Origin of the sequence: Bradyrhizobium sp. B039, from assembly GCF_038965675.1 — a bacterium.
Taxonomy (GTDB): Bacteria; Pseudomonadota; Alphaproteobacteria; order Rhizobiales; family Xanthobacteraceae; genus Bradyrhizobium; species Bradyrhizobium diazoefficiens.
In genome coordinates this window covers 8,132,501-8,154,633 of the sequence record NZ_CP152416.1, presented here as the reverse complement: position 1 = coordinate 8,154,633, position 22,133 = coordinate 8,132,501, and the positions used below count along the sequence as shown (strand labels likewise).

Sequence of the window (22,133 nt, the reverse complement as noted above, 5' to 3'; positions counted from 1 at the left end):
GGCAATTGATCGGATCGTCGATGTTCTTGATTTTCCTGCGCTCGCTCGTGTTCAACGTGCTGTTCTACGCCGTGCTGGTGTGTCTCGCGATCGTGGCGCTGCCGACCTTTGCAATGCCTCCGCGCGCGATGCTGACGGTCGCGCAATGGTGGGCGAAGGCGACGCTGGTCCTGATGCGGGTGATCTGCAACATCAAGGTGGAATTCCGCGGGCAGGAGAAGATCCCGCAGGGGCCGCTGGTGATCGTGGCAAAGCATCAGTCGTTCTGGGAAACCTTCGTGCTGCCGGGATTCTTCGACCGCCCGATCTTCATCCTCAAGCGTCAGCTCATGCAGATCCCGGTGTTCGGTCAGTTCCTGGTCAAGACCGGGATGATCGCGATCGACCGCAAGGCCGGCGTGAAGGCGCTGCTGGACATGACGCGGCGGGCGCGCGACGCGGTGCGCAGCGGCCGCCAGCTCGTGATCTTTCCGGAAGGCACGCGCCGCGCGCCGGGCGCGCCCTCCGACTACAAGACCGGTTTTGCGCAGATCTATTCGTCCTGCGGCGTGCCGTGTCTGCCGATTGCGCTCAATTCCGGCCTGTTCTGGCCGCGCCGCACCTTCATGCGCTATCCCGGCACGCTGGTGGTGGAGTTTCTCGATCCGCTGCCGCCGGGCCTGCCGAAGGACGAGTATCTCTCCCGCGTGCAAACGGCGATCGAAGAGGCGACCGACCGCCTCGTCGAAGCGGGCCGCAAGGAGCAGGAGCAGCTGATCGGTTCGGCGCCGAGCTACGCGCCGACTGGCAGCTAGCGGCTTTCGCGATCTTCGCTCGGAGCCGGCGCGTGCAGGGAATGCGCTTCCCCATGCAGCATCGTCGCGAGCTGATGCAGTTGCGTGTCGCGAAAGCCTTCGGCCTCGATCGCCTTCACCGTCGCCGTCACGTAGTCGCGGTTGGCCCCGGACTGGCCGTGCCCCTGGAGCACGTGGCGATGCTGATCGGCGAGCGACAGCCGGCCGGCATATTGCACGTGGCCGCGGTCGACGACATAGGCGAGTGCGGAGACGCGCTGCCGCGCATCGTTCTCCAGCCACACCGAGCGCATCACCTCGCGGTAGACCGACGTCACCTGCTCGCGTTCGCGCAAATAGGCGACGACGTCGGCACGGTTCTTTTCGGCGACGCGGAACGCGATGCCGCGACAGGCGCCGCCGCGATCGAGCCCGAGCACCAGGCCCGGCTTCTCCGGCGTGCCGCGATGCACGAAGGAATAGACGCAGAGCGCACGATGCTCGCCGACCAGCCGCGCCGGGACGCGCTCCTCGAATTCGAAGCCCGGCCGCCACATCAGCGAGCCGTAGCCGAACACCCAGAGGTCGCCGTTGGCTGTCGTGACGGAGGGGAGGGTGATTTCCGACATGGCGGGCACGGCTACCAGAACCGCGCCCCCAAGCGAAGCGAATTCTCCGCCTTTCGGAGCAAGCCAACCTCGCTTACATTTGACAAAATCTGAGGCCAAAGGGTCGCCGCATGTCCAATCTGACCGTTGCCGCAGGCCGCCGCCCCCGTTGGGGCCTTTTCATCGCACCCATTCTCCTCCTGATCCTCGCCGTCGCGTGGAGCTGCTTCTGGTTCTACGCCGCTTCGCAGGCCGAAATCGCCGCAGACGCCTGGCGCGCGCAGGAGGCCAAGTCCGGCCGCATCTATGATTGCGCCAAGCGCTCGATCGCGGGCTTCCCGTTCCGCTTCGAGGTCCAGTGCTCCGGCGCCAGCGTCGCCCTGGTCTCGCAGAACGCGAGCAAGACGCCGTTCACGGCGAGGCTCGACAACATCCTGGTCGTCGCCCAGGTCTACGATCCCAAGCGCGTCATCGCCGAATTCTCGGCGCCGGCGACCCTCACCGACGGCGTTACGCAAAACACCTTCGTGGTGAACTGGAGCAAGGGCCGCAGCAGCGTGGTCGGCCTGCCGGCGGTGCCGGACCGCGCCTCCATCGTGTTCGACGATCCCGTCATCAACCGGCTCGACGGCAGCGTGCAGGTGCCGCTCGCGCGCGCCAAGCAGGTCGAGCTGCACGGGCGCCTCGCGGACGGATCGCCGTCCGATCATCCCGTGATCGAGACCGTGCTCCACGTCGCGCAGGGCAGCATCCAGGGTGTTCACCCCTTGCTCGCCGAGCCGTTCGAGGCGGACACGCGCGCCAAGGTCACCGGGCTCTCCGACCTCACCCCAAAGCCATGGCCGCAACGCTTCCGCGAGATCCAGGCCGTCGGCGGCCATATCGAGATCGTGCAGTCGCGGATCCAGCAGGGCGAGATGATCGCGGTCGCGGCCGGCACGCTCGGGCTCTCGGCGAATGGCCGACTCGACGGCGAATTGCAGATGACGGTGACGGGCCTCGAGCGCGTGATCCCGGCGCTGGGTATCGAGAAAATGCTGGAAGAGGGTGTGCCGCAGGCAACCCTCGACCGCGTCGCGCCCGGCGTGAAGTCGCAGGATCTCAACAATCTGTTCGGCGCGCTCGATCGCGCCGTTCCCGGCCTCGGCAAGGTCATCAAGCAGAACGCCAATGCCGGCGTCGCCGCCGGCATCAATTCGATCGGCACCGAGAGCACGCTGGAAGGCAAGAAGGCCCGCAGCTTCCCGCTGAAGTTCGTCGACGGCGCCGTGCTGCTCGGCCCGGTCAAGGTCGGCCAGATTCCGCCGCTGTATTGAAACCTCTCTCGTCATTCCGGGGCGATGCGTAGCATCGAACCCGGAATCTATTTCGCCGCGTGCGCTGTGGCCCAATGGATTCCGGGCTCGCCCTTCGGGCGCCCCGGAATGACAGGAGCTACGGCTTCTTCAGCGCCGCATGCGGCCGGCCGAAGTCCGGCGCCGCCGAATCCTGGCCGATCTCGACGATGCCGCGACGGATGGCGCGGGTGCGGGTGAAGTGGTCGAACAGCGCTTCGCCGTCGCCGCGCCGGATCGCGCGGGTGAGTTTTGCCAGATCCTCGGTGAAGGTGCCGAGCATCTCCAGCACGGCTTCCTTGTTGGCGAGGAAGACGTCGCGCCACATCGTCGGGTCGGACGCCGCGATGCGGGTGAAGTCGCGGAAGCCGCCGGCGGAGAACTTGATCACTTCCGATTCCGTCACCTGCGCCAGCTCGTCGGCGGTGCCGACGATGGTGTAGGCGATCAGATGCGGCAGATGGCTGGTGATCGCGAGCACGAGATCATGATGATCCGGCGTCATCACCTCGACCTTGGCACCCATCGCAGCCCAGAAGGCGCGCAAGCGATCGGTGGCCGACGCGTCGACGCCTTCCGGCGGGGTGAGGATGCACCAGCGGTTGATGAAGAGCTCGGCAAAGCCGGAATCCGGCCCCGAGTGCTCGGTGCCCGCCACGGGGTGCGCCGGCACGAAATGAACGGTCTTCGGCAGATGCGGCGCCATGTCCCTGACGATCGCGCCCTTCACAGAGCCGACGTCGGAGACGATCGCGCCGGGCTTCAGATGCGCGGCGATCTCCTGCGCCACCGGTCCGCAGGCGCCGACGGGAATGCAGAGGATGACGAGATCGGCATCCTTCACCGCTTCCGCATTGGTCGCCACGACCTGATCGACGATGCCGAGCTCGAGCACGCGCGCGCGCGTCTTCTCCGAGCGCGCGGTGGTGACGATCTCGCCGGCCAGGCCCTGGAGCTTCGCAGCGCGCGCGATCGAGCCGCCGATCAGGCCGAAGCCGATCAGGGCGATGCGCTGGAAGTGCGGCTGTACGCTCATTTGCCGGCCATGAAGTCGCGCAAACCGTCGACGACGAGGCGGTTGGCCTCCTCGGTGCCGATGGTCATGCGCAGGGAATGCGGCAGGCCGTAATTCTTCAATGCCCGCAGCACGAGGCCTCGCTTCGTGAGGAAGGCGTCGGCGTCGTCCGAGGTCCTGCCCCTGTCGGTCGGGAAGTGGATCAGCACGAAATTGGCGACGCTCGGCGTTACCTTCAGGCCGAGCTTGCCGATCTCTTCGGTCAGCCAGTTGCGCCAGGTCTCGGTGAACTGCTTCGACATCGCCTGATGCGCGGCGTCCTCGATCGCGGCGACCGCGGCGTACATTGCCGGCGTCGACACGTTGAACGGACCGCGGATGCGGTTGACCGCGTCGATGATGTGCTCGGGGCCGAACATCCAGCCGATGCGCAGCGCGGCGAGGCCGTGGATCTTGGAGAAGGTGTGCGTCACCACGGTGTTCTCCGTGGTGGCGACGAGCTCGATGCCCATCTCGTAATCGTTGCGCGAGACGTAGTCGCAATAGGCGGCGTCCAGCACCAGCAGCACGTGCGAGGGCAGGCCGGCGCGCAGGCGCTTGACCTCGTCGAACGGAATATAGGTGCCGGTCGGGTTGTTCGGATTGGCGAGCCACACCAGCTTCGTCTTCGGCGTCACAGCCTTGAGGATGGCGTCGACGTCGCAGGTGAGGTTCTTCTCCTGTGCGATGACGTTCCTGGCGCCGACCGCCATGGTGGCGATCGGGTAGACCAGGAAGCCGTGCGTGGTCGAGATCGCCTCGTCGCCCTGGCCGAGATAGGTGTGGGCGAGCAGGTTGAGGATCTCGTCCGAGCCGGCGCCGCAGATGATGCGGTTGGGGTCGAGGCCGAAGGTGCGGCCGATGGCTTCGCGCAGCACCCGCGAGGTGCCTTCCGGATAGTCTTCCAGATGATCTGCCACCTTCTTGAAGGCCTCGATCGCCCTGGGCGAGGGGCCGAACGGCGTCTCGTTGGCCGAGAGCTTGAACACCTTGCGGCCCGGCTCCGGCACCGGGCTCTTGCCGGGCGTGTAGGGCGCAATATCGAGAATGCCGGGGTTCGGCACGGGGCGGGACATCTTCAACTCCGGAATGGCAGGCGGCTCGTAACTTACGATTTCGACCCGGTCGGGGGCACCGTATAGCGCGTCGCGTGGCTGCCGACGAGGGCCGTGGAGCGCACCGAGGCCCCCGCCTCGATCAGGGCAGCCTTGATCTTGTCGATGCTGCTCGCGCTCGTGACCGAGACCAGCAGCGCGGCGCCATCGAAGGCGGTATCGGGCACCGCCACGATGTCGGCGAGCGGCGACAGCGCCCGCGCGATCTCGGCATTCCACCCCGAGACGCGCACGCTGAAAGTCTCCACCTCCGTCACCAGGGCACTGTCGGCGACGCGCGAGATCGCGAACACGGGCAGCGCGGCCGGATGGTCGGCACGCTCGACGAAGGGCAGCCGCGCGATGATCTTCGGTGCGCCTTCTGCTTCCAGCTCCAGCCACCACGGGGTGCGGCTGGAAGTCGCCGAGACCAGCGCCAGATCGCCCTTGGATTTCGCGACCGCCTCGACCGCGGCCTGCGCGCTGAAATGCGCGACGTAAGGCACGGTGAAGCCGAAATGGAATCGCACGGAATCGCGCATCGCGGGCTCGCTCACCGAGATGTCGGCATGCACCGCGAACGGCGCCTGCACGTAAGTGAACGTCGCGATGATGACGCGCCAGATGCTCTCGACCGTGTCGAGCGGCAGGATGCCGCGATGGCGCTCCACGATCCGCCGCATCATGTCGGCCTCGCGCGCAGGCCGGAACGCCGAGCCCACCTCCTGGGTCTGCTTCACCTGGATCAGGCGGTCGATGATGTCGCCGCGCTGCATCAGGAGGCGATGCATGCCCTCGTCGATCGCGTCGATCTCCTTGCGCAATTCCTGCAACGATGGTGGCGCGGGCGGACGTTGGGACATATCTGGCAAGTGCTGTTGAGAGGCGTTCCAATGCGGGTCCATCAGGTCGGACCCGCCGCGGTCGATGTCTTGATTAGGCAGTCGGAGCGGCGAAAGCAAAGAGAAATGCAAAGGGAAATCGGGCCTTTTCGGCTGACGCGACGGGGACGAATTTGGTCAATCAGGACCGTATCTTGACGAAAACCGTCCAAGCCGTTAAGTTTTGCCTGTTCCGTGGTCATTTGAGCCGGCCGGCTTGCAGCCACGTTAAAAAACTCGCTAAACAGGCCGGGGACGCTTCCGATCCCGGCCGAACCTATCGTTCAGGCCGGGTTTTTTATGGCCTGATGCAAGTAGCGGTCTGAAGTCCGATCGCAAACGAGGTCGATGGTCAGATGGTTGGCGTCACGTCGATATCCAATCCCGCGATCAGTGCCGATGAGCGGTCGCATGAGGTGGATCATCCGAGCTCGCTCGTCGCGCATTTCGGCGCTGATCAGCCGTTGCCGCTCGACTGCGGCATAGATCTCACCCCGTTCCAGATCGCCTACCAGACCTATGGAGAGCTCAACGCCGATCGCTCCAACGCGATCCTGATCTGCCATGCGCTGACCGGCGACCAGCATGTCGCCAATGTGCACCCCGTCACCGGCAAGCCCGGCTGGTGGGAAACCCTCGTCGGTGCGGGCCGTCCGCTCGATCCGAGCCAATACTTCATCATCTGCGCCAATGTGATCGGTGGCTGCATGGGCTCGACCGGGCCGGCCTCGATCAATCCCGCGACCGGCAAAGTGTGGGGCCTGGATTTCCCGGTCATCACCATCCCTGACATGGTTCGCGCGCAGGCGATGCTGATCGACCGGCTCGGCATCGACACGCTGTTCGCGGTGGTCGGCGGCTCGATGGGCGGCATGCAGGTGCTGCAATGGACGGCGGCCTACCCCGAGCGCGTGTATTCCGCGCTGGCAATTGCCTGCTCGACGCGGCACTCGGCGCAGAACATCGCCTTTCACGAGCTCGGTCGCCAGGCTGTGATGGCCGATCCCGACTGGCACAATGGCGGCTACGCCGATCGCGGCATCCATCCGCATCGCGGCCTTGCGGTCGCACGGATGGCGGCGCACATCACCTATCTCTCCGACGCGGCGCTGCATCGCAAGTTCGGCCGGCGCATGCAGGACCGCGACCTGCCGACCTTCTCGTTCGACGCCGACTTCCAGGTCGAGTCCTATCTGCGCTACCAGGGCTCGTCCTTTGTCGAGCGCTTCGACGCCAACTCCTATCTCTATCTGACGCGCGCGATGGACTATTTCGACATCGCCGGCGACCATGGCGGCGTGCTGGCGAAGGCGTTCGCGGGCATCAAGACGCGCTTCTGCGTGGTCTCCTTCACCAGCGACTGGCTGTTCCCGACCTCGGAATCGCGCGCGTTGGTGCATGCGCTGAATGCGTCGAGCGCGCGGGTATCGTTCGCCGAGATCGAGACCGATCGCGGCCATGACGCCTTCCTGCTCGACGTGCCCGAATTCTTCGACATCGCCCGCGCCTTCCTGGAATCGGCCGGCAAGGCGCGCGGACTCAACGGCAGGGGTGGCTAGGATGTCAGTGCAGGAAGTGCTGCCGCTGGGCGGCCTTAGCGCGGAACAGTCCGGTCATTTTCGCGCCGACCATCTGCTCGTCGCCGAGATGGTCAAGCCGGGCTCCAAGGTGCTCGATGTCGGCTGCGGCGACGGTGATCTGCTCCAGCTTCTGGAGACCCGCGGCATCGACGGCCGCGGCATCGAATTGTCGCGCGAGGGCGTCAACCGCTGTGTCGCCAAGGGCCTCGCGGTGGTGCAGGGCGACGCCGATACCGACCTCGTGAACTATCCCGATGATGCCTTCGACTACGTGATCCTGTCGCAGACGCTCCAGGCGACGCGGCAGCCGCGTGTGGTGCTGGAAAATCTCCTGCGCATCGGCCGCCGCGCCATCGTCTCGTTCCCGAACTTCGGCTTCTGGAAGATGCGGCTCCAACTCCTGATCGGCGGCCACATGCCGCGCACCGAGAACCTGCCGGCGACCTGGTACGACACCGCCAACATCCACTTCTGCACCATCAAGGATTTCGTCGAGCTCTGCGACGAGATCAACGTCAAGATGGAACGCTCGGTGGCGCTCGATCTCTATGGCCGCCCGGTGCCGCTGAACCTGCCCTGGTGGGTGTGGAATATGTTCGGCGAGCAGGGCGTGTTTCTGCTCACGCGCGGGCAGGGGAAGTGACGCCGTAGGCGTCATTCCGGGTTCGCTCTTCGAGCGCCCCGGAATGACAGGGTAAACTATTGCGCCGCCACCGACCTCGGATCGCGCGCCGGCCAGCGACCTGCTTCCACCAGCGTGACGAACCGCTCCACGGTCTCGTTGAACAGCGCGGGCTCCTCGAGGTTGAGCACGTGCCCCGACTTCGGAAACATCGCGAGGCCCGCGGCCGGAAGATGCTTCTTCAGGAACAGGCTCGGCCCGACGCAAGGGTCATCCTCGTCGCCACAGATGATCAGCGCCGGCGTCGCGACGCCCCTGATCGCGTCCGTCATGGTGTAGATCGAGGGACGGCCGCCCTGGAAGCCGCGCATCGTGCGCGCCGATCCCCTGGCATCGTGCCGCGCCAGCGCGGCGTAGAAATCGGCGTGGCCGCGTGGGTCCTTGACCAGGAAGGGAATCCGGCTCGGCGCCTCGCGCGTGACTTTTGCCACCTCCGTGGAGCCGAGCGTCTCGAATTGCTCGGCATTGGCGCGGCATTGCCTGCGCCAGGCGTCGAGATTCTCGATCTCCGAACCGGAGCCGACGCCGGCGAGCGTCATCGACAGCGCCCGCTGCGGCGCGTTCAGTCCGATCTGGAGCGACGAATAGGCGCCCATCGAGAGCCCGACGAGATGCGCGCGGTCGATCCTGAGATGATCGAGCACCGCGAGCGCGTCGGTGTAGAAATGCGTGTAGGTGTAGACCTCGCCCTCAGGCACGTCCGACGGCGTGTAGCCGCGCGCCGAATAGGTGATGCAGCGGTGGCCGCGCGAGAAGTAGCGCATCTGCGGCTCCCAATTGGTGTAGTCGGCCGCGAACTCGTGCAGGAAGATGATCGGCGTTCCCTGGCCCGCTTCCTCGAAATAGATGCGGACGTCGTCCCTGGTCGTGGCGTGGGGCATTAACCGTTTCCCTCTCTTCTAGCCGCAGATGGAGGATCGCAGTTAATGCTGTTGTCCGCAATGCGGCAGCGTCAGGCCGGCACCGACACAAAATCAACCCAGCTATTCACCGGCACGGTGTCTTTTTCTCGCCACATGGGGCGGCTTAACGGCCCGAGGGATGTCGGCCACGCACGGGCCGGCTGGGAAGTGGGGGTGTCAACGAAGGATGACTAATGTTCGAGTTGTTTGCGTCTCGCCTGTCGCGTTGTGTTGTCGCGCTGGCGCTGTTCTTCGCGGCGGTCGCCGCGTTCTCGTCTCCGGCCTCGGCACGGCCGCATCGTCATAGCGCAGAGCGGCACGCTTACGCGCATCACGCCAGCAGATATCATCATTACCGGCACCAGGCCCGCAGTTCGCGCTTCGAGCGCAGCGCGGCGCAGTTGCAGGCCGGCGGCTTCATGGACACGCAGGCCAGCTACGATCCGAACGCCAATAGCGGCGGCATGGGTGACACGCGCTATCTGGGCGGCGGTGAAATGGGCATCGGTGGAAACGTGAGCCGCGCCGGCAAAGTGAGCCGCGCCCGTAACATGAGCCACGCTGTCAACAAGAGCAGCGCTGGCGACAATGGCAACGCCGGCAACATGGGTATGAGCAGCGGCTTCGGCGGCGGATCGGGCCTCGTGTCCGAGGCGCGCCGTTATCTCGGCGGCAACCCGACCGGGCGTGGCAGCCTGTGGTGCGCGCGCTTCATGAACATGGTGCTTGAGAAGACCGGCCACCGGGGCACCGGCTCGGACATGGCGAATTCATTCGCGCGTTACGGCACGCGTGTCTCCGGCCCGCAGGTCGGTGCCATCGCGGTGATGTCGCGCGGCGGCCGGGGCGGCCACGTTGGCATCATCACCGGCGTCGACGCGCAGGGAAATCCGATCATGATCTCCGGCAACAACGGCAACCGCGTCCGCGAGGCGCCGGTCTCGCGCGGCCGCATCTATGCGTATGTGATGCCGAACTGAGGTGAGGGAGCGTAGGGTGGGCAAAGGCGCGTTAGCGCCGTGCCCACCATCTCGCCCCGCAGAGATAAAGTTGGTGGGCACGCTTCGCTTTGCCCACCCTACGAAGCTCACACCAGCTTCGGCTCTTCCACCGCGACCGCATCCCCCACGCCGATCTCGCCGCCGGCGATGACCTCGGCATAGATGCCGCAGTCCATATGTCCGAGATGCCGCGAGAGCGTCGGCGGAATCTCGAGATCGCGCTTTGCCGTCTCCGGATCGACATTGGTGGCCGGGCAGCGGACGATGCGCTTGACCACCTTCAGCCGGGCCTGACCGATCGCGAGCGTCTGGCCGACGAGGTCGAGCTCGGACCAGGCCGGCCAGCCCTTCATGTAGAGATTGGCGCGGAAGCGCAGGGGATGCACGGCGGTGCCGCCGAGCATGGTCTCGATCGCGCGGACGCTGTCCAGATTGATGATGGAGACGACCTTGCGGGCGACGTCGGAAAAGCTGTGGTCGCGGCCCGACAGGACTTTCGGTGGGCCCTTCAACTCCGGCTGGAAGTTCTCGGTGAAATAGCGCTCGATGGCGGCGCGCCCGGCGGCGGTCTCCAGATCGCCGCTGGCGACGATCTGGCCGTCCTTGCGGATGGTCAGGCGGTTGGTCGCGTCCTCGAACCGGCTGTCGAGCGAAGCCAGCCGCTCATTGCGCGCCAGCATCAGAAACTGGATTTTCGGCTTCCAGGCCGGCGCCTCGGGATCGAACCCGCTCGGGCCGTTCTCGATGGCGTAGCGGCGGTCGGCGGGCAGGGTCTGGCCGACCCGCAAGGCAACGCGGGGCAGGGGTTCCGGGGTGAGGCCCTTGATGGGATAGCGGTAGAGGCCGGTAATCTCGGCGGTCTGGCTGGCTGTCATGGCGCTACTTAGGGGATTCGGCCACGCCGCGCCAAGCGGGCCGATGCGCGCACGAAATTGTGAAGACGCCTCTTTCGCTCCCGCAGCCCGCTTCCCACATCTGCCTCAGGCCGGCGGCAGCGTCGGTAAATAACGACCGTTACCGGTTGAGAAACGTCAATGCGGTAATCGGAAACCCAATGAAGATGCCGTTTGGAGTGCCTTAGAGGGCTCCATGGGCAGGCCGAGGGAAAGAAAAGATGAACATCGAGAAGTATACCGAACGCTCCAGGGGCTTCATCCAGTCCGCGCAGTCGCTTGCGGTGCGCGAGGGGCACCAGCAGTTTTCGACCCTGCACGTTCTGAAAGTGCTGCTGGACGACAATGAGGGGCTCGCTGCCGGTCTGATCGACCGTGCCGGCGGCAACTCCCGCGCAATTTTGAAGGCGACCGAGGACGCCCTGAACAAGGTGCCGAAGGTCTCCGGCGGCGGCGCCGGGCAGATCTATCTGGCGCCCGAGCTCGCACGCACCTTCGATGCCGCCGAAAAGGCCGGCGAGAAGGCCGGCGACAGTTTTGTCACCGTCGAGCGGCTGCTGCTCGGCCTCACGCTGGAGAAGACCAGCGAGGCCGGCACGATCCTCAGCAAGGGTGGTGTCACCCCGCAAAACCTCAACGCGGCGATCGAGGCCCTGCGCAAGGGCCGCACGGCCGACTCGGCGACCGCCGAGAACGCCTATGACGCGCTGAAGAAATATGCCCGCGACCTGACCCAGGCCGCGCGCGACGGCAAGCTCGATCCGGTCATCGGCCGCGACGAGGAGATCCGCCGCACCATCCAGGTGCTCTCGCGCCGGACCAAGAACAATCCCGTCCTGATCGGTGAGCCCGGCGTCGGCAAGACCGCCATCGCCGAGGGCCTCGCGCTGCGCATCGTCAACGGTGACGTGCCGGAGAGCCTGAAGGACAAGAAGCTGCTCTCGCTCGACTTGGGCGCACTGATCGCCGGCGCGAAATACCGCGGCGAGTTCGAGGAACGGCTGAAGGCCGTGCTCCAGGAGGTGACCGGGAGCGAGGGCACCTTCATCCTGTTCATCGACGAGATGCACACGCTGATCGGGGCCGGCAAGGGCGACGGCGCGATGGACGCATCGAACCTGCTGAAGCCGGCGCTCGCCCGCGGCGAGCTGCACTGCATCGGCGCGACCACGCTCGACGAGTACCAGAAACATGTCGAGAAGGATGCGGCGTTGGCGCGGCGCTTCCAGCCGATCTTCGTCAGCGAGCCCTCGGTCGAGGACACCATCTCGATCCTGCGCGGCCTGAAGGACAAGTACGAGCAGCACCATGGCGTGCGGATCACCGATTCCGCGCTTGTTGCCTCCGCGACGTTGTCCAACCGCTACATCACCGACCGCTTCCTGCCCGACAAGGCGATCGACCTCATGGACGAGGCCGCCGCGCGCCTGAAGATGCAGGTCGATTCCAAGCCGGAAGAGCTCGATTCGATGGATCGGGAAATCATCCGGCTGAAGATCGAACAGGAAGCATTGAAGAAGGAGAGCGACGCCGGTTCGAAGAGCCGCCTGCAGACGCTTGAAAAGGAACTCGTCGAGCTCGAGGAAAAATCCGCGTCGTTGACGGCGCGCTGGAGCGCGGAGAAGAGCAAGCTCTCCGATGCGCAGAAGCTCAAGGCCGAGCTCGACGGCTTGCGTGTCGAGCTCGCCAATGCCCAGCGCCGCGGCGAATTCCAGAAGGCCGGCGAGCTGGCCTATGGCCGGATCCCCGAGCTCGAACGGCAGCTCGCGGACATCGAGGCCAAGGAGAACTCCGGCGAGATGATGGAGGAGGCGGTCACCGCCAATCACATCGCGCAGGTGGTCTCGCGCTGGACCGGCGTGCCCGTCGACAAGATGCTGGAGGGCGAGAAGGACAAGCTTCTGAAGATGGAGGACTCCCTCGGCAAGCGCGTCGTCGGCCAGGCCGAAGCCGTCCATGCGGTCGCAACCGCCGTGCGCCGCTCCCGCGCCGGCCTCCAGGACCCGAACCGGCCGATGGGCTCGTTCATGTTCTTGGGCCCCACCGGCGTCGGCAAGACCGAGCTGACCAAGGCGCTCGCGGAGTATCTGTTCAACGACGAGACCGCGATGGTCCGCCTCGACATGTCCGAGTACATGGAGAAGCATTCGGTCTCGCGGCTGATCGGCGCGCCTCCGGGCTATGTCGGCTATGACGAGGGCGGCGCGCTCACCGAAGCGGTGCGGCGCCGGCCCTACCAGGTCGTGCTGTTCGACGAGATCGAGAAGGCGCATCCTGACGTCTTCAACGTCCTGCTGCAGGTGCTCGACGACGGCCGCCTGACCGATGGCCAGGGCCGCACCGTCGATTTCCGCAACACGCTGATCATCATGACCTCGAACCTCGGTTCGGAGTTTTTGGTGAATCAACCCGAGGGCGAAGATACGTCGGCCGTGCGCGAGCAGGTGATGGGAATGGTGCGGGGACATTTCCGCCCCGAATTCCTCAACCGCGTCGACGAGATCATCCTGTTCCACCGCTTGCAGCGGAGCGAGATGGGCCGGATCGTCGAGATCCAGTTCGCCCGGCTGCAGAAGCTGCTTACCGATCGCAAGATCGTGCTGACGCTCGACGGCGCGGCCCGCGACTGGCTCGCCGCCAAGGGCTGGGATCCCGCCTACGGCGCACGGCCGCTCAAGCGGGTGATCCAGCGCTACCTCCAGGACCCGCTCGCCGAGATGATCCTGGCCGGCGACGTCAAGGACGGCGACAACGTCGCGATCTCGTCCGAAGGCAACGTGCTGACCTTCAACGGCAAGGCCCCGCAAACCGCGGAGATCGCCCAGTTCGAGGCGCCGGCGTCGAAGCGGAAGTTGAACTGAGCGTCATCGCTGCCTGAAACGACAGATCGCCCCGGAGAGGTTCACTTCTCCGGGGCGAATTGTTTTGGGCTGATCCTAGCCGACGGCGGACGCGGAGCCGGGCTCGGCCGGTCCGGCCTCGTCGTCTTCTTCTTCAAGCTCGGACAGGATATCGACCAGCTCGCGCACCCGTCCCTGCGCCAGCGGTCGCAAATCGTTGATCAACGGCTCGTCATTGGCGAGCCAGGCCTGGGCTTCGGCGAGCTCCTCGACGGTCGCGCCGGTCCCGATAATCTGGGCAATGGTGACCTCGTCGGCTCGATCCACGGCCTTGACGACATCGTCGCGTGAGAGGCGCGTCATGGGGCGATCCTCCTGCTGGTCGGTCCCGTTAGCCTCTAACCGGGAACCCGCGCGCCGGTTCCCCCGCAGCCGGATCCCGCTGGCAGACGCTACTTCTTCACCGCCTTGTAGATCGCATTCTCGATGTCGGAGGAAAAATAGATGACGCCGGTGGCGCCGATGGCGACGCCGGTCGGGATGTGGGTGGGCAGGCCGCCGGGTGCGCCCGCAAGGCCGATCGGGAGATCGGCCGCGATCTCGGTGATCTTGCCGTCCTCCGGCGTGATCTCGATCAGCCGCCTGGCGCCGACTTCCGCCACGATCAGCTTGCCGTCGCTGGTGCGCGCGAGGCCCTCGGGCATCTTCAACTCCTTGGCGAGCACGGTCTTCTCGCCGTTTTGCTCGATCTTGGACACGACACCCGCGAAGGCCTCGGTGACATAGACGTCGCCATGCGATCCGGCGACGAGCCCCACCGGACCCTCGAGGTCGCCGATCAGCGTGGTGCGATCCTTGCCGTGCTCGCCGCTGACGCGGACCAGCGATTTGGTGCCGAGCTCGGCCACCAGGATGCTGCCGTCCTCGAGCACGATCGCATCATGCGGCGCCTTGAAGTCATGCAGCATGTCGCGCGTCGCGCCGGTCTTGTTGTCGATCACCTGCACCGTGCCGGTGAACCAGCTCGACAGGATCACGTCGTTGCCCTTTGCCGTGGCGCTCATCGGATACTCGAGCGTGACGCCGGCGGCATGCATGCGCGCCTTCTCGGTGACCTCGCCGGTCGTACCGTCCACGGCGCGATAGGCGAACACGTCGGCGACGTGGATCGTATCCTTGCCATTCTCCGAGGTGACGCCGATGCCGCCGGGCAACGCGAGCTTGCCGATGATGATTTGCTTGGCCTGGCCGCTGGCCGGATCGACTTCCTGGATGCCGTTGTCGGCCATGTTGGAGACGTAGATGCGGTCCTTCTCGTCGATCGCGAGGTTGTCCAGCGACAGCTTCAGCTGCGCGACCATGGTCTTGGCGCCCGACTTGGGATCGACCCGAACGAGCTGGCCGAGCGCGGTGTCGACCACCCACAGATTGCCCTTGGAATCGAAATTCACCGCGGCCGGGACCTTGAAGCCGTCGGCAACCACCGTCAGCTCGGCCCTGTCGACGTCGACCTTGGCGACCTGTCCCTTGAACCAGAGCGGGCCGTAGAGCTTGTCGTCGGGACCGAACTCGAAGCCGTTGAGGCCGCCCATCTTCTCCATGATCTGACGCGGCGGTTTGACGCCTTCGACGTCGATCTCGTAGAGCGTGTCGCCGAGGAAGACCGTCGTGGCGTAGAGCCTGCCGTCCTTGCGGAAGGCCAGCGAATTGATGCCGGGAAGGCCGGAGGCGAGCTTCTTGATCGGGCCGTCGCCCTTGCGCGAATAGAGATCGCCGGCCAGGAAGCCGGTCCAGGCCATGGTGCCGTCGGGCGCGAATGCGATGTCGTCGGCCATTCCGATCGGAGCCGGGATTGCAACCTTGGCGGTACCGCTAGCGATATCCACCTCGTAGAGCATGGCGCCGGCGACGCTGCCGGCAAACAGATGGCCGGCCTTGTCGATCCCGAGCCCATGCACGCCATGGAACGCCGAGCCGGGGACGAGTTTCGTGACCTCCCAAGTCTCCGGTAATTTCTGGGCTGACGCGCTCGTGGTGCAGAAAATCGCAGCAACGACGGCCGTGCAGGCAAGCCTGTTCTTCATGGCGTGACCTCCCATTTTTGGAAAGTATTCGCCCGTCATCCGGCTTTGGCAAACGAAACTTGACGTTGTGTCGCCGTAAAGCGGCGTCGCTTCGAAAGCGTCCCATTCAACCGTGTTGGTGAAGATGTCCGGTCGATGTCGGCCGGTTGCCGGCCTACCGGTTGGTGACCTGCAACGGTCCTCCGGTCGCATCCGAGATACGGGCGATGGCGCCGCCCCGGCCGCTCATCATGCCGTCGAGCCGGTCGCGCTCCTTCTCGAAGCCGGCCAGCATCGGGCCTTCCAGCGATCGGCCGCGCGGCAGTTTCACGCGCAGCGGATCGACGAAGCGACCGTTCACGAGGATTTCGTAGTGCACGTGCGGGCCGGTCGACGCGCCGGTCGAGCCGACGAAGCCGATGACCTGGCCCTGGCGGACCTTCTTGCCGGCTTCCATGCCCTTGGCGAAGGCCGACATGTGGCCATAGGCCGTCTCGTACCCGTTGTTGTGCTTGATGCGGATGTATTTGCCGTATCCGCCCTCAGTGCCGGCCTTCTCGATCACGCCGTTGCCGGAGGCGAAGATCGGCGTGCCGTAGGCGGTGGCCCAGTCGACGCCGGTGTGCATCTTCACATAGCCGAGGATCGGATGGCGGCGGCCGCCGAAGCCGGAGCGCATGATGGCGTTGTTGACGGGCTTCCTGACCAGGAACTTCTTCGCGCTCTTGCCGCTCTCGTCGTAGTAGTCGACGACGCCGTCGTCGGGACTCTGGTAGCGGTAGTATTTCTTGGTCTCGCCGCCGACCGTGAGGGAAGCGAACAGAACGTCGTTCTTTTCGTTCGACGTCACGCCCTCGTCTTCGCCGGCATAGAACACGTCGAAGGAATCGCCAGGCTGCACCTTGCGCTGGAAATCGACGTCGTAGGAGTAGATCTTGATCATGTCGTCGATGACCGGCATCGGCACTTTGTTGCGCATCGCGGTCTCGTAGATGCTTTGGTAGAGCCGCACGCCGGTGCCGTCATCGTCGTCATCGTCGTCGCTGTTGGCGTTGGCCGTGGCATCAGCGACGGTGTTCATGCTGGAGACGTCGACCGCGACGTATTTGCCGAGGTCGGACAGCGCCGCGATCGCCTCGACCATGGTGTCGTTTGCAATCACGACGCGATAGGGCTGGAGCCGGGCGCCGGGGCTTGCGGGCGCCATCAGGATGCGGAGCTTCTCGCCTTCCTTCAGGCCGCCGTCGCGGCCGCGCGGGCCGAGTGTCGCGGCGATCGCCTTGATCTCGTCCGCTGTGGCGCCGAGATCGCGCAGGACGGAGGCGACGCTGTCGCCCTTCTTGACCAGATGGACGCGCTCGCCGTTGGGATTGCCGCCGGTGATCTGCTCCTTGGTCTTCGGCAGCAGCGTGACGTTTTCCGGCACCACGCGCGTCTCGAAGCCGGCATAGGGATCCGACGGCGACACTTCGGTGGCGTAGGCCATCTTCATGTCGGACGCGCCGGAAACGTCGGCGGTGGCATTGGCGAGCGAGGCGTAGCGCACCCCGCCATTGCCGCGCCAGTTAGCGGCATCGCGGACCCGCATCAGGATGTCGTCGAGCGCCACCACCGCGGAAATCTTGGCCTTCGGCAGCACCGGCGACAGGTCCTTGGTGACGAAGGAGACCTCGGCGTCGGGTTCGACCGCTTCGGGGTTGTTGGGATCGTCGGCGGCGGTTTTCGGATCGGAGCCGACGTCGGTGAGAAGGCGCTGGGCGTTGAACGGCGGAATTTTCGCCGACAGGTCGCTCGTCGTCATCGACAGATTGCCGGCGATCCGGACGAAGGGACGCACCCGCATCACGTCGCGATTGCCGACGCGGGCCACCGTGGAGACGCGCACGATGTTGCGCGATGCGGTGGATTCGTTCGGTGGCGGCAGGCGGTCGCTCTTGTGCAGCGTGGCGGCGCGATCAGCTGCGCCAAACGCGCCACGCAGCGCGCCTTCGACCCGCTCCGGCACCTTGGCGAAGGTCATCTCGCCGTCGAGCGAAGCGAAAACGGCGCCGCCGATCAGGGCTGCGCCGCAAAGTCCGGTCAGAATTGTCCCGCTGAACCATTGGACCGAAACACGACGGCGGTCGATGACGGCGGCTTCGGAACCATCGACGGAAAGCGGCGGCTCGTGGCCGAGATCGATGATCCCGGTCTCACGCCCGTAAGCGCCGCGTGACGTCCTGTGGTTCAACCCAAGTCCCCCAATCAACGACCCAAGAGGCCCATACCAGCCCGGTTTCGAGCCCCTCCCTGGTCGCCCTCTTGGAGGGGCATCGCAGGAAACGGCAAGCCGCACAGGCGCTCGCGGTCAGAAGGCCCTGATGACGGGCCGGCCGAAATTACGAACAGCTAAGCGGAAAAAGATCTCTCGATGTCTCTCGAATGTCTGAAGAAGGCCGCTTCATCGTATGATCGCCTTCCTCTGACCCCACGCAAACCGCCGGCAGCCCCCACTGGCATCCCCGCGATTCAAGCTTGTCTCTTATCAGAACGCCGCGGGATTGTGGCTCTAGTACGGCGCCTAATATGGAAAAAGTTTCCTGAAGGGGCGACCGGCCGAGCCCGTCCGGGGAGGGCGCCCGAAGCCGCTTCCGGAGCCCCTCCGAAGCCCTTCCGGAGCTCCCTGGGGCGCAAACTTTTTTTGAGATTTTTTGCGGCGCGGCCGCGGTCGGCGCGCTCATACCCTCTCTAATCGACTGGAATCACTGGATTTTTTTCAACAATCCACTGTGCGACGATTTGTTGACGATTGGCGTTGACAGCCCGGAAGGTGGGGCCTATAACCCCAACCACTGAGCGCGGCGCCGCCGGGTCACTGACCAAGGCGAGCGAACGCGCCACTGATGCTCCTCACCTTGTTGAGTGACACAACAGCCGACACCAGTCGGTTGGAGTTCATCCATCGTCGGTAAGGGTGTCGGAACCCTTCCTCTCAGGAAGGTTGGGGCCTCTCCGGTCCCGGGCTGTTTGACAAGTGAAGATGAAGAAAGAGAAACGTGGACGGCGGAGTCCTTGCGGGTCTCGGCTCTGAAAAGCTTCGGCTTTTCTGATCGAGACCGGACGAAAGACTTCGGCGGTACACGTTTTAAAGGAAACACCATCGTTGCCAGCGATGTGAATCGCAGGCAGCTCGTCGATTTCGGTCGATGAAAAATGGTGGGACCTCGTCAAACGTTGTGATCAGCCGGTTCAAAGTTCAAGTCCAACTTGAGAGTTTGATCCTGGCTCAGAGCGAACGCTGGCGGCAGGCTTAACACATGCAAGTCGAGCGGGCGTAGCAATACGTCAGCGGCAGACGGGTGAGTAACGCGTGGGAACGTACCTTTTGGTTCGGAACAACACAGGGAAACTTGTGCTAATACCGGATAAGCCCTTACGGGGAAAGATTTATCGCCGAAAGATCGGCCCGCGTCTGATTAGCTAGTTGGTAGGGTAACGGCCTACCAAGGCGACGATCAGTAGCTGGTCTGAGAGGATGATCAGCCACATTGGGACTGAGACACGGCCCAAACTCCTACGGGAGGCAGCAGTGGGGAATATTGGACAATGGGGGCAACCCTGATCCAGCCATGCCGCGTGAGTGATGAAGGCCCTAGGGTTGTAAAGCTCTTTTGTGCGGGAAGATAATGACGGTACCGCAAGAATAAGCCCCGGCTAACTTCGTGCCAGCAGCCGCGGTAATACGAAGGGGGCTAGCGTTGCTCGGAATCACTGGGCGTAAAGGGTGCGTAGGCGGGTCTTTAAGTCAGGGGTGAAATCCTGGAGCTCAACTCCAGAACTGCCTTTGATACTGAAGATCTTGAGTTCGGGAGAGGTGAGTGGAACTGCGAGTGTAGAGGTGAAATTCGTAGATATTCGCAAGAACACCAGTGGCGAAGGCGGCTCACTGGCCCGATACTGACGCTGAGGCACGAAAGCGTGGGGAGCAAACAGGATTAGATACCCTGGTAGTCCACGCCGTAAACGATGAATGCCAGCCGTTAGTGGGTTTACTCACTAGTGGCGCAGCTAACGCTTTAAGCATTCCGCCTGGGGAGTACGGTCGCAAGATTAAAACTCAAAGGAATTGACGGGGGCCCGCACAAGCGGTGGAGCATGTGGTTTAATTCGACGCAACGCGCAGAACCTTACCAGCCCTTGACATGTCCAGGACCGGTCGCAGAGATGTGACCTTCTCTTCGGAGCCTGGAACACAGGTGCTGCATGGCTGTCGTCAGCTCGTGTCGTGAGATGTTGGGTTAAGTCCCGCAACGAGCGCAACCCCCGTCCTTAGTTGCTACCATTTAGTTGAGCACTCTAAGGAGACTGCCGGTGATAAGCCGCGAGGAAGGTGGGGATGACGTCAAGTCCTCATGGCCCTTACGGGCTGGGCTACACACGTGCTACAATGGCGGTGACAATGGGATGCTAAGGGGCGACCCTTCGCAAATCTCAAAAAGCCGTCTCAGTTCGGATTGGGCTCTGCAACTCGAGCCCATGAAGTTGGAATCGCTAGTAATCGTGGATCAGCACGCCACGGTGAATACGTTCCCGGGCCTTGTACACACCGCCCGTCACACCATGGGAGTTGGCTTTACCTGAAGACGGTGCGCTAACCAGCAATGGAGGCAGCCGGCCACGGTAGGGTCAGCGACTGGGGTGAAGTCGTAACAAGGTAGCCGTAGGGGAACCTGCGGCTGGATCACCTCCTTTCTAAGGATGATCCTTCAGCGAGCTTCGGCTCACTATCGGATCGTTTTAGAAACATCAGTGGCCAACAGTCGTCAGGATTGTTGAGCTGCATTGGCGGGATTTCGCCGTCTTCGTTTCTCTTTCTTCGCGGACGAACACGCGCCGGGGCTGCGCTGTGCGATTGCATTTGGCGCTAGTCGCCGGTTGCTGCACGCCAAGACCCTAGTCCTTGATAGGATAGCGTTAGGGGCTTGTAGCTCAGTTGGTTAGAGCGCGCGCTTGATAAGCGTGAGGTCGGAAGTTCAAGTCTTCCCAGGCCCACCACTTTCATCGAGTGAGCATTCGTCTTCTGGTTACGGGGCCATAGCTCAGCTGGGAGAGCGCGTGCTTTGCAAGCATGAGGTCGTCGGTTCGATCCCGTCTGGCTCCACCAGATGGTTTGATCATCGACTGATCGTGCACCTAAATCGTCCGCGAAACATCACTTCGCACTTGCTAGTCCGGATGGACAGCAGGCTGCGTGATTTCTGACATCGTAAAGAGGAGATCGATCCGAGTTGGATCGTGCAGAGGATTTCTGCGCGATACTTCATTATCTCCGGATCATTTCGGCGCTCACGCGTCCTTCAAGGTCAAACTTGAAAGACGGGCGAGTTGTAAATGATCCTTTTAGCGAAGCTTGACCGCCTCGCTATCGGAACGATCTTACGAAGCAAGCTGGTCTTTCTAATCATTGTCCGGCTGCAGATAGCGTTCATCGAGGGCGCGTGCCGCAAGGCAGTTCTGCAGACAACATTCTGCCGAGTGTGTGGACATTGATAATGAGAGCAATCAAGTGCCTTAAGGGTGTTCGGTGGATGCCTTGGCGCTGAGAGGCGATGAAGGACGTGCTACGCTGCGATAAGCCGTGGGGAGCTGCGAAGAAGCTTTGATCCGCGGATTTCCGAATGGGGAAACCCACCTTCGATAGCCGGAACTCCAAGACCTTTGTCGAAAGACATCGGTGTGGGGTTCGACCAGATGATGGAAGATGCCTAGGCCTTTAGATTTCGATCGAAGAGGTTTTGGATTTCCGGTTATCAAGAGAAGGTATGAGACTTCTGAATACATAGGAGGTTTCAAGCAAACCCAGGGAACTGAAACATCTAAGTACCTGGAGGAAAGGACATCAACAGAGACTCCGTTAGTAGTGGCGAGCGAACGCGGACCAGGCCAGTGATACATCAAAGACAATCGGAACCAGTCAGGAAAGCTGGGCCTCAGAGGGTGATAGCCCCGTACGAGTAATGCGATGATGTATCCACGAGTAAGGCGGGACACGTGCAATCCTGTCTGAACGCGGGGGGACCACCCTCCAAGCCTAAGTACTCCTCAGCGACCGATAGTGAACCAGTACCGTGAGGGAAAGGTGAAAAGCACCCCGACGAGGGGAGTGAAATAGACCTGAAACCGGACACCTACAAACAGATGGAGCCCAAGATTCGTTCTGGGTGACATCGTACCTTTTGTATTATGGGCCAGCGACTTAATTTAACGAGCAAGCTTAAGCCGATAGGCGAAGGCGTAGCGAAAGCGAGTCTGAATAGGGCGTCAAGTTCGTTGTATTAGACCCGAAACCTAGTGATCTAGCCATGAGCAGGTTGAAGGTGAGGTAACACTCACTGGAGGACCGAACGGGTGCCTGTTGAAAAAGGCTCCGATGACTTGTGGTTAGGGGT

Annotated in this window: 15 protein-coding genes, 2 tRNA genes, 2 rRNA genes and 1 riboswitch (1 of these 20 cut by a window edge); of the genes, 10 read left to right on the top strand and 9 right to left on the bottom strand. The window is 63.5% G+C overall.

What is annotated here, in order from left to right; translation table 11 throughout:
* Positions 1-20: 20 nt before the first annotated feature.
* Entirely contained in the window at positions 21-794 is a 774-nt protein-coding gene (locus AAFG50_RS38395; RefSeq protein WP_028173538.1) for a lysophospholipid acyltransferase family protein, read from the top strand.
* On the opposite strand, the gene AAFG50_RS38390 is transcribed toward AAFG50_RS38395, so the two are convergent.
* On the bottom strand, positions 791-1,402 hold the full coding sequence (locus AAFG50_RS38390) for a gamma-glutamylcyclotransferase (RefSeq protein ID WP_028173537.1): 612 nt from the start codon (positions 1,400-1,402) through the stop codon (positions 791-793). The genes AAFG50_RS38395 and AAFG50_RS38390 overlap by 4 nt on opposite strands.
* A gap of 110 nt (positions 1,403-1,512) precedes the next feature.
* Between AAFG50_RS38390 and AAFG50_RS38385 the strand changes: the two genes are divergently transcribed.
* Entirely contained in the window at positions 1,513-2,697 is a 1,185-nt protein-coding gene (locus AAFG50_RS38385; protein ID WP_028173536.1) for a DUF2125 domain-containing protein, read from the top strand.
* A 118-nt stretch (positions 2,698-2,815) separates the two neighbouring features.
* Here the strand turns inward: AAFG50_RS38385 and AAFG50_RS38380 are convergent, their stop codons facing one another.
* From AAFG50_RS38380 to AAFG50_RS38370, 3 genes are read right to left on the bottom strand one after another with little or no spacing between them, the layout of a single operon-like run.
* Positions 2,816-3,751, bottom strand: a complete 936-nt coding sequence (locus AAFG50_RS38380; RefSeq protein WP_011084213.1) for a prephenate/arogenate dehydrogenase family protein — start codon at positions 3,749-3,751, stop codon at positions 2,816-2,818.
* Positions 3,748-4,845 (bottom strand): histidinol-phosphate transaminase, encoded by a 1,098-nt coding sequence (locus AAFG50_RS38375; RefSeq protein ID WP_028173535.1) that lies wholly within the window; start codon positions 4,843-4,845, stop codon positions 3,748-3,750. Before AAFG50_RS38375 ends, AAFG50_RS38380 begins: the two co-directional genes overlap by 4 nt.
* Positions 4,846-4,877: 32 nt before the next feature.
* Positions 4,878-5,726: a chorismate mutase gene (locus AAFG50_RS38370; protein ID WP_011084215.1), complete on the bottom strand. Its 849-nt coding sequence runs from the start codon at positions 5,724-5,726 to the stop codon at positions 4,878-4,880.
* A gap of 203 nt (positions 5,727-5,929) precedes the next feature.
* Positions 5,930-6,009: riboswitch (SAM riboswitch) on the top strand.
* 91 nt (positions 6,010-6,100) lie between these two features.
* Between AAFG50_RS38370 and AAFG50_RS38365 the strand changes: the two genes are divergently transcribed.
* Together AAFG50_RS38365 and metW are read left to right on the top strand one after the other, a co-directional pair.
* Complete coding sequence (locus AAFG50_RS38365) at positions 6,101-7,303, top strand: homoserine O-acetyltransferase (RefSeq protein WP_028173534.1); 1,203 nt, start codon at positions 6,101-6,103, stop codon at positions 7,301-7,303.
* Position 7,304: 1 nt separating this feature from the next.
* Entirely contained in the window at positions 7,305-7,967 is a 663-nt protein-coding gene (gene metW, locus AAFG50_RS38360) for a methionine biosynthesis protein MetW (RefSeq protein WP_028173533.1), read from the top strand.
* A gap of 56 nt (positions 7,968-8,023) precedes the next feature.
* On the opposite strand, the gene AAFG50_RS38355 is transcribed toward metW, so the two are convergent.
* Complete coding sequence (locus AAFG50_RS38355; protein WP_028173532.1) at positions 8,024-8,887, bottom strand: alpha/beta hydrolase; 864 nt, start codon at positions 8,885-8,887, stop codon at positions 8,024-8,026.
* 215 nt (positions 8,888-9,102) lie between these two features.
* Between AAFG50_RS38355 and AAFG50_RS38350 the strand changes: the two genes are divergently transcribed.
* Positions 9,103-9,888, top strand: a complete 786-nt coding sequence (locus AAFG50_RS38350; RefSeq protein WP_028173531.1) for a TIGR02594 family protein — start codon at positions 9,103-9,105, stop codon at positions 9,886-9,888.
* A 107-nt stretch (positions 9,889-9,995) separates the two neighbouring features.
* Here the strand turns inward: AAFG50_RS38350 and AAFG50_RS38345 are convergent, their stop codons facing one another.
* The gene (locus AAFG50_RS38345; protein ID WP_028173530.1) at positions 9,996-10,784 is read right to left on the bottom strand and encodes an MOSC domain-containing protein; all 789 of its coding nucleotides are present in this window, start codon (positions 10,782-10,784) and stop codon (positions 9,996-9,998) included.
* A 239-nt stretch (positions 10,785-11,023) separates the two neighbouring features.
* On the opposite strand from AAFG50_RS38345, the gene clpB reads away from it, so the two are divergent.
* Positions 11,024-13,663: an ATP-dependent chaperone ClpB gene (clpB, locus tag AAFG50_RS38340; RefSeq protein ID WP_028173529.1), complete on the top strand. Its 2,640-nt coding sequence runs from the start codon at positions 11,024-11,026 to the stop codon at positions 13,661-13,663.
* A 75-nt stretch (positions 13,664-13,738) separates the two neighbouring features.
* Here the strand turns inward: clpB and AAFG50_RS38335 are convergent, their stop codons facing one another.
* The 3 genes from AAFG50_RS38335 to AAFG50_RS38325 all read right to left on the bottom strand — a co-directional run bounded on the left by AAFG50_RS38335 (position 13,739) and on the right by AAFG50_RS38325 (position 17,935).
* Positions 13,739-14,005, bottom strand: coding sequence for a hypothetical protein (locus tag AAFG50_RS38335; RefSeq protein WP_011084222.1), 267 nt, complete (start codon positions 14,003-14,005; stop codon positions 13,739-13,741).
* 89 nt (positions 14,006-14,094) lie between these two features.
* On the bottom strand, positions 14,095-15,726 hold the full coding sequence (locus AAFG50_RS38330; protein WP_028173528.1) for a hypothetical protein: 1,632 nt from the start codon (positions 15,724-15,726) through the stop codon (positions 14,095-14,097).
* 154 nt (positions 15,727-15,880) lie between these two features.
* Positions 15,881-17,935: a M23 family metallopeptidase gene (locus tag AAFG50_RS38325; RefSeq protein ID WP_028173527.1), complete on the bottom strand. Its 2,055-nt coding sequence runs from the start codon at positions 17,933-17,935 to the stop codon at positions 15,881-15,883.
* A 1,012-nt stretch (positions 17,936-18,947) separates the two neighbouring features.
* Between AAFG50_RS38325 and AAFG50_RS38320 the strand changes: the two genes are divergently transcribed.
* The 4 genes from AAFG50_RS38320 to AAFG50_RS38305 form a co-directional block, all read left to right on the top strand.
* Positions 18,948-20,436, top strand: a 16S ribosomal RNA gene (locus AAFG50_RS38320).
* A 226-nt stretch (positions 20,437-20,662) separates the two neighbouring features.
* A tRNA-Ile gene (locus tag AAFG50_RS38315) sits at positions 20,663-20,739 on the top strand.
* Positions 20,740-20,772: 33 nt separating this feature from the next.
* Positions 20,773-20,848 (top strand) — tRNA-Ala (locus AAFG50_RS38310).
* Positions 20,849-21,244: 396 nt separating this feature from the next.
* Positions 21,245-22,133, top strand: a 23S ribosomal RNA gene (locus tag AAFG50_RS38305); it runs 1,985 nt beyond the window's last position.
* The 16S and 23S rRNA genes sit together here with 2 tRNA genes alongside, the layout of an rRNA operon.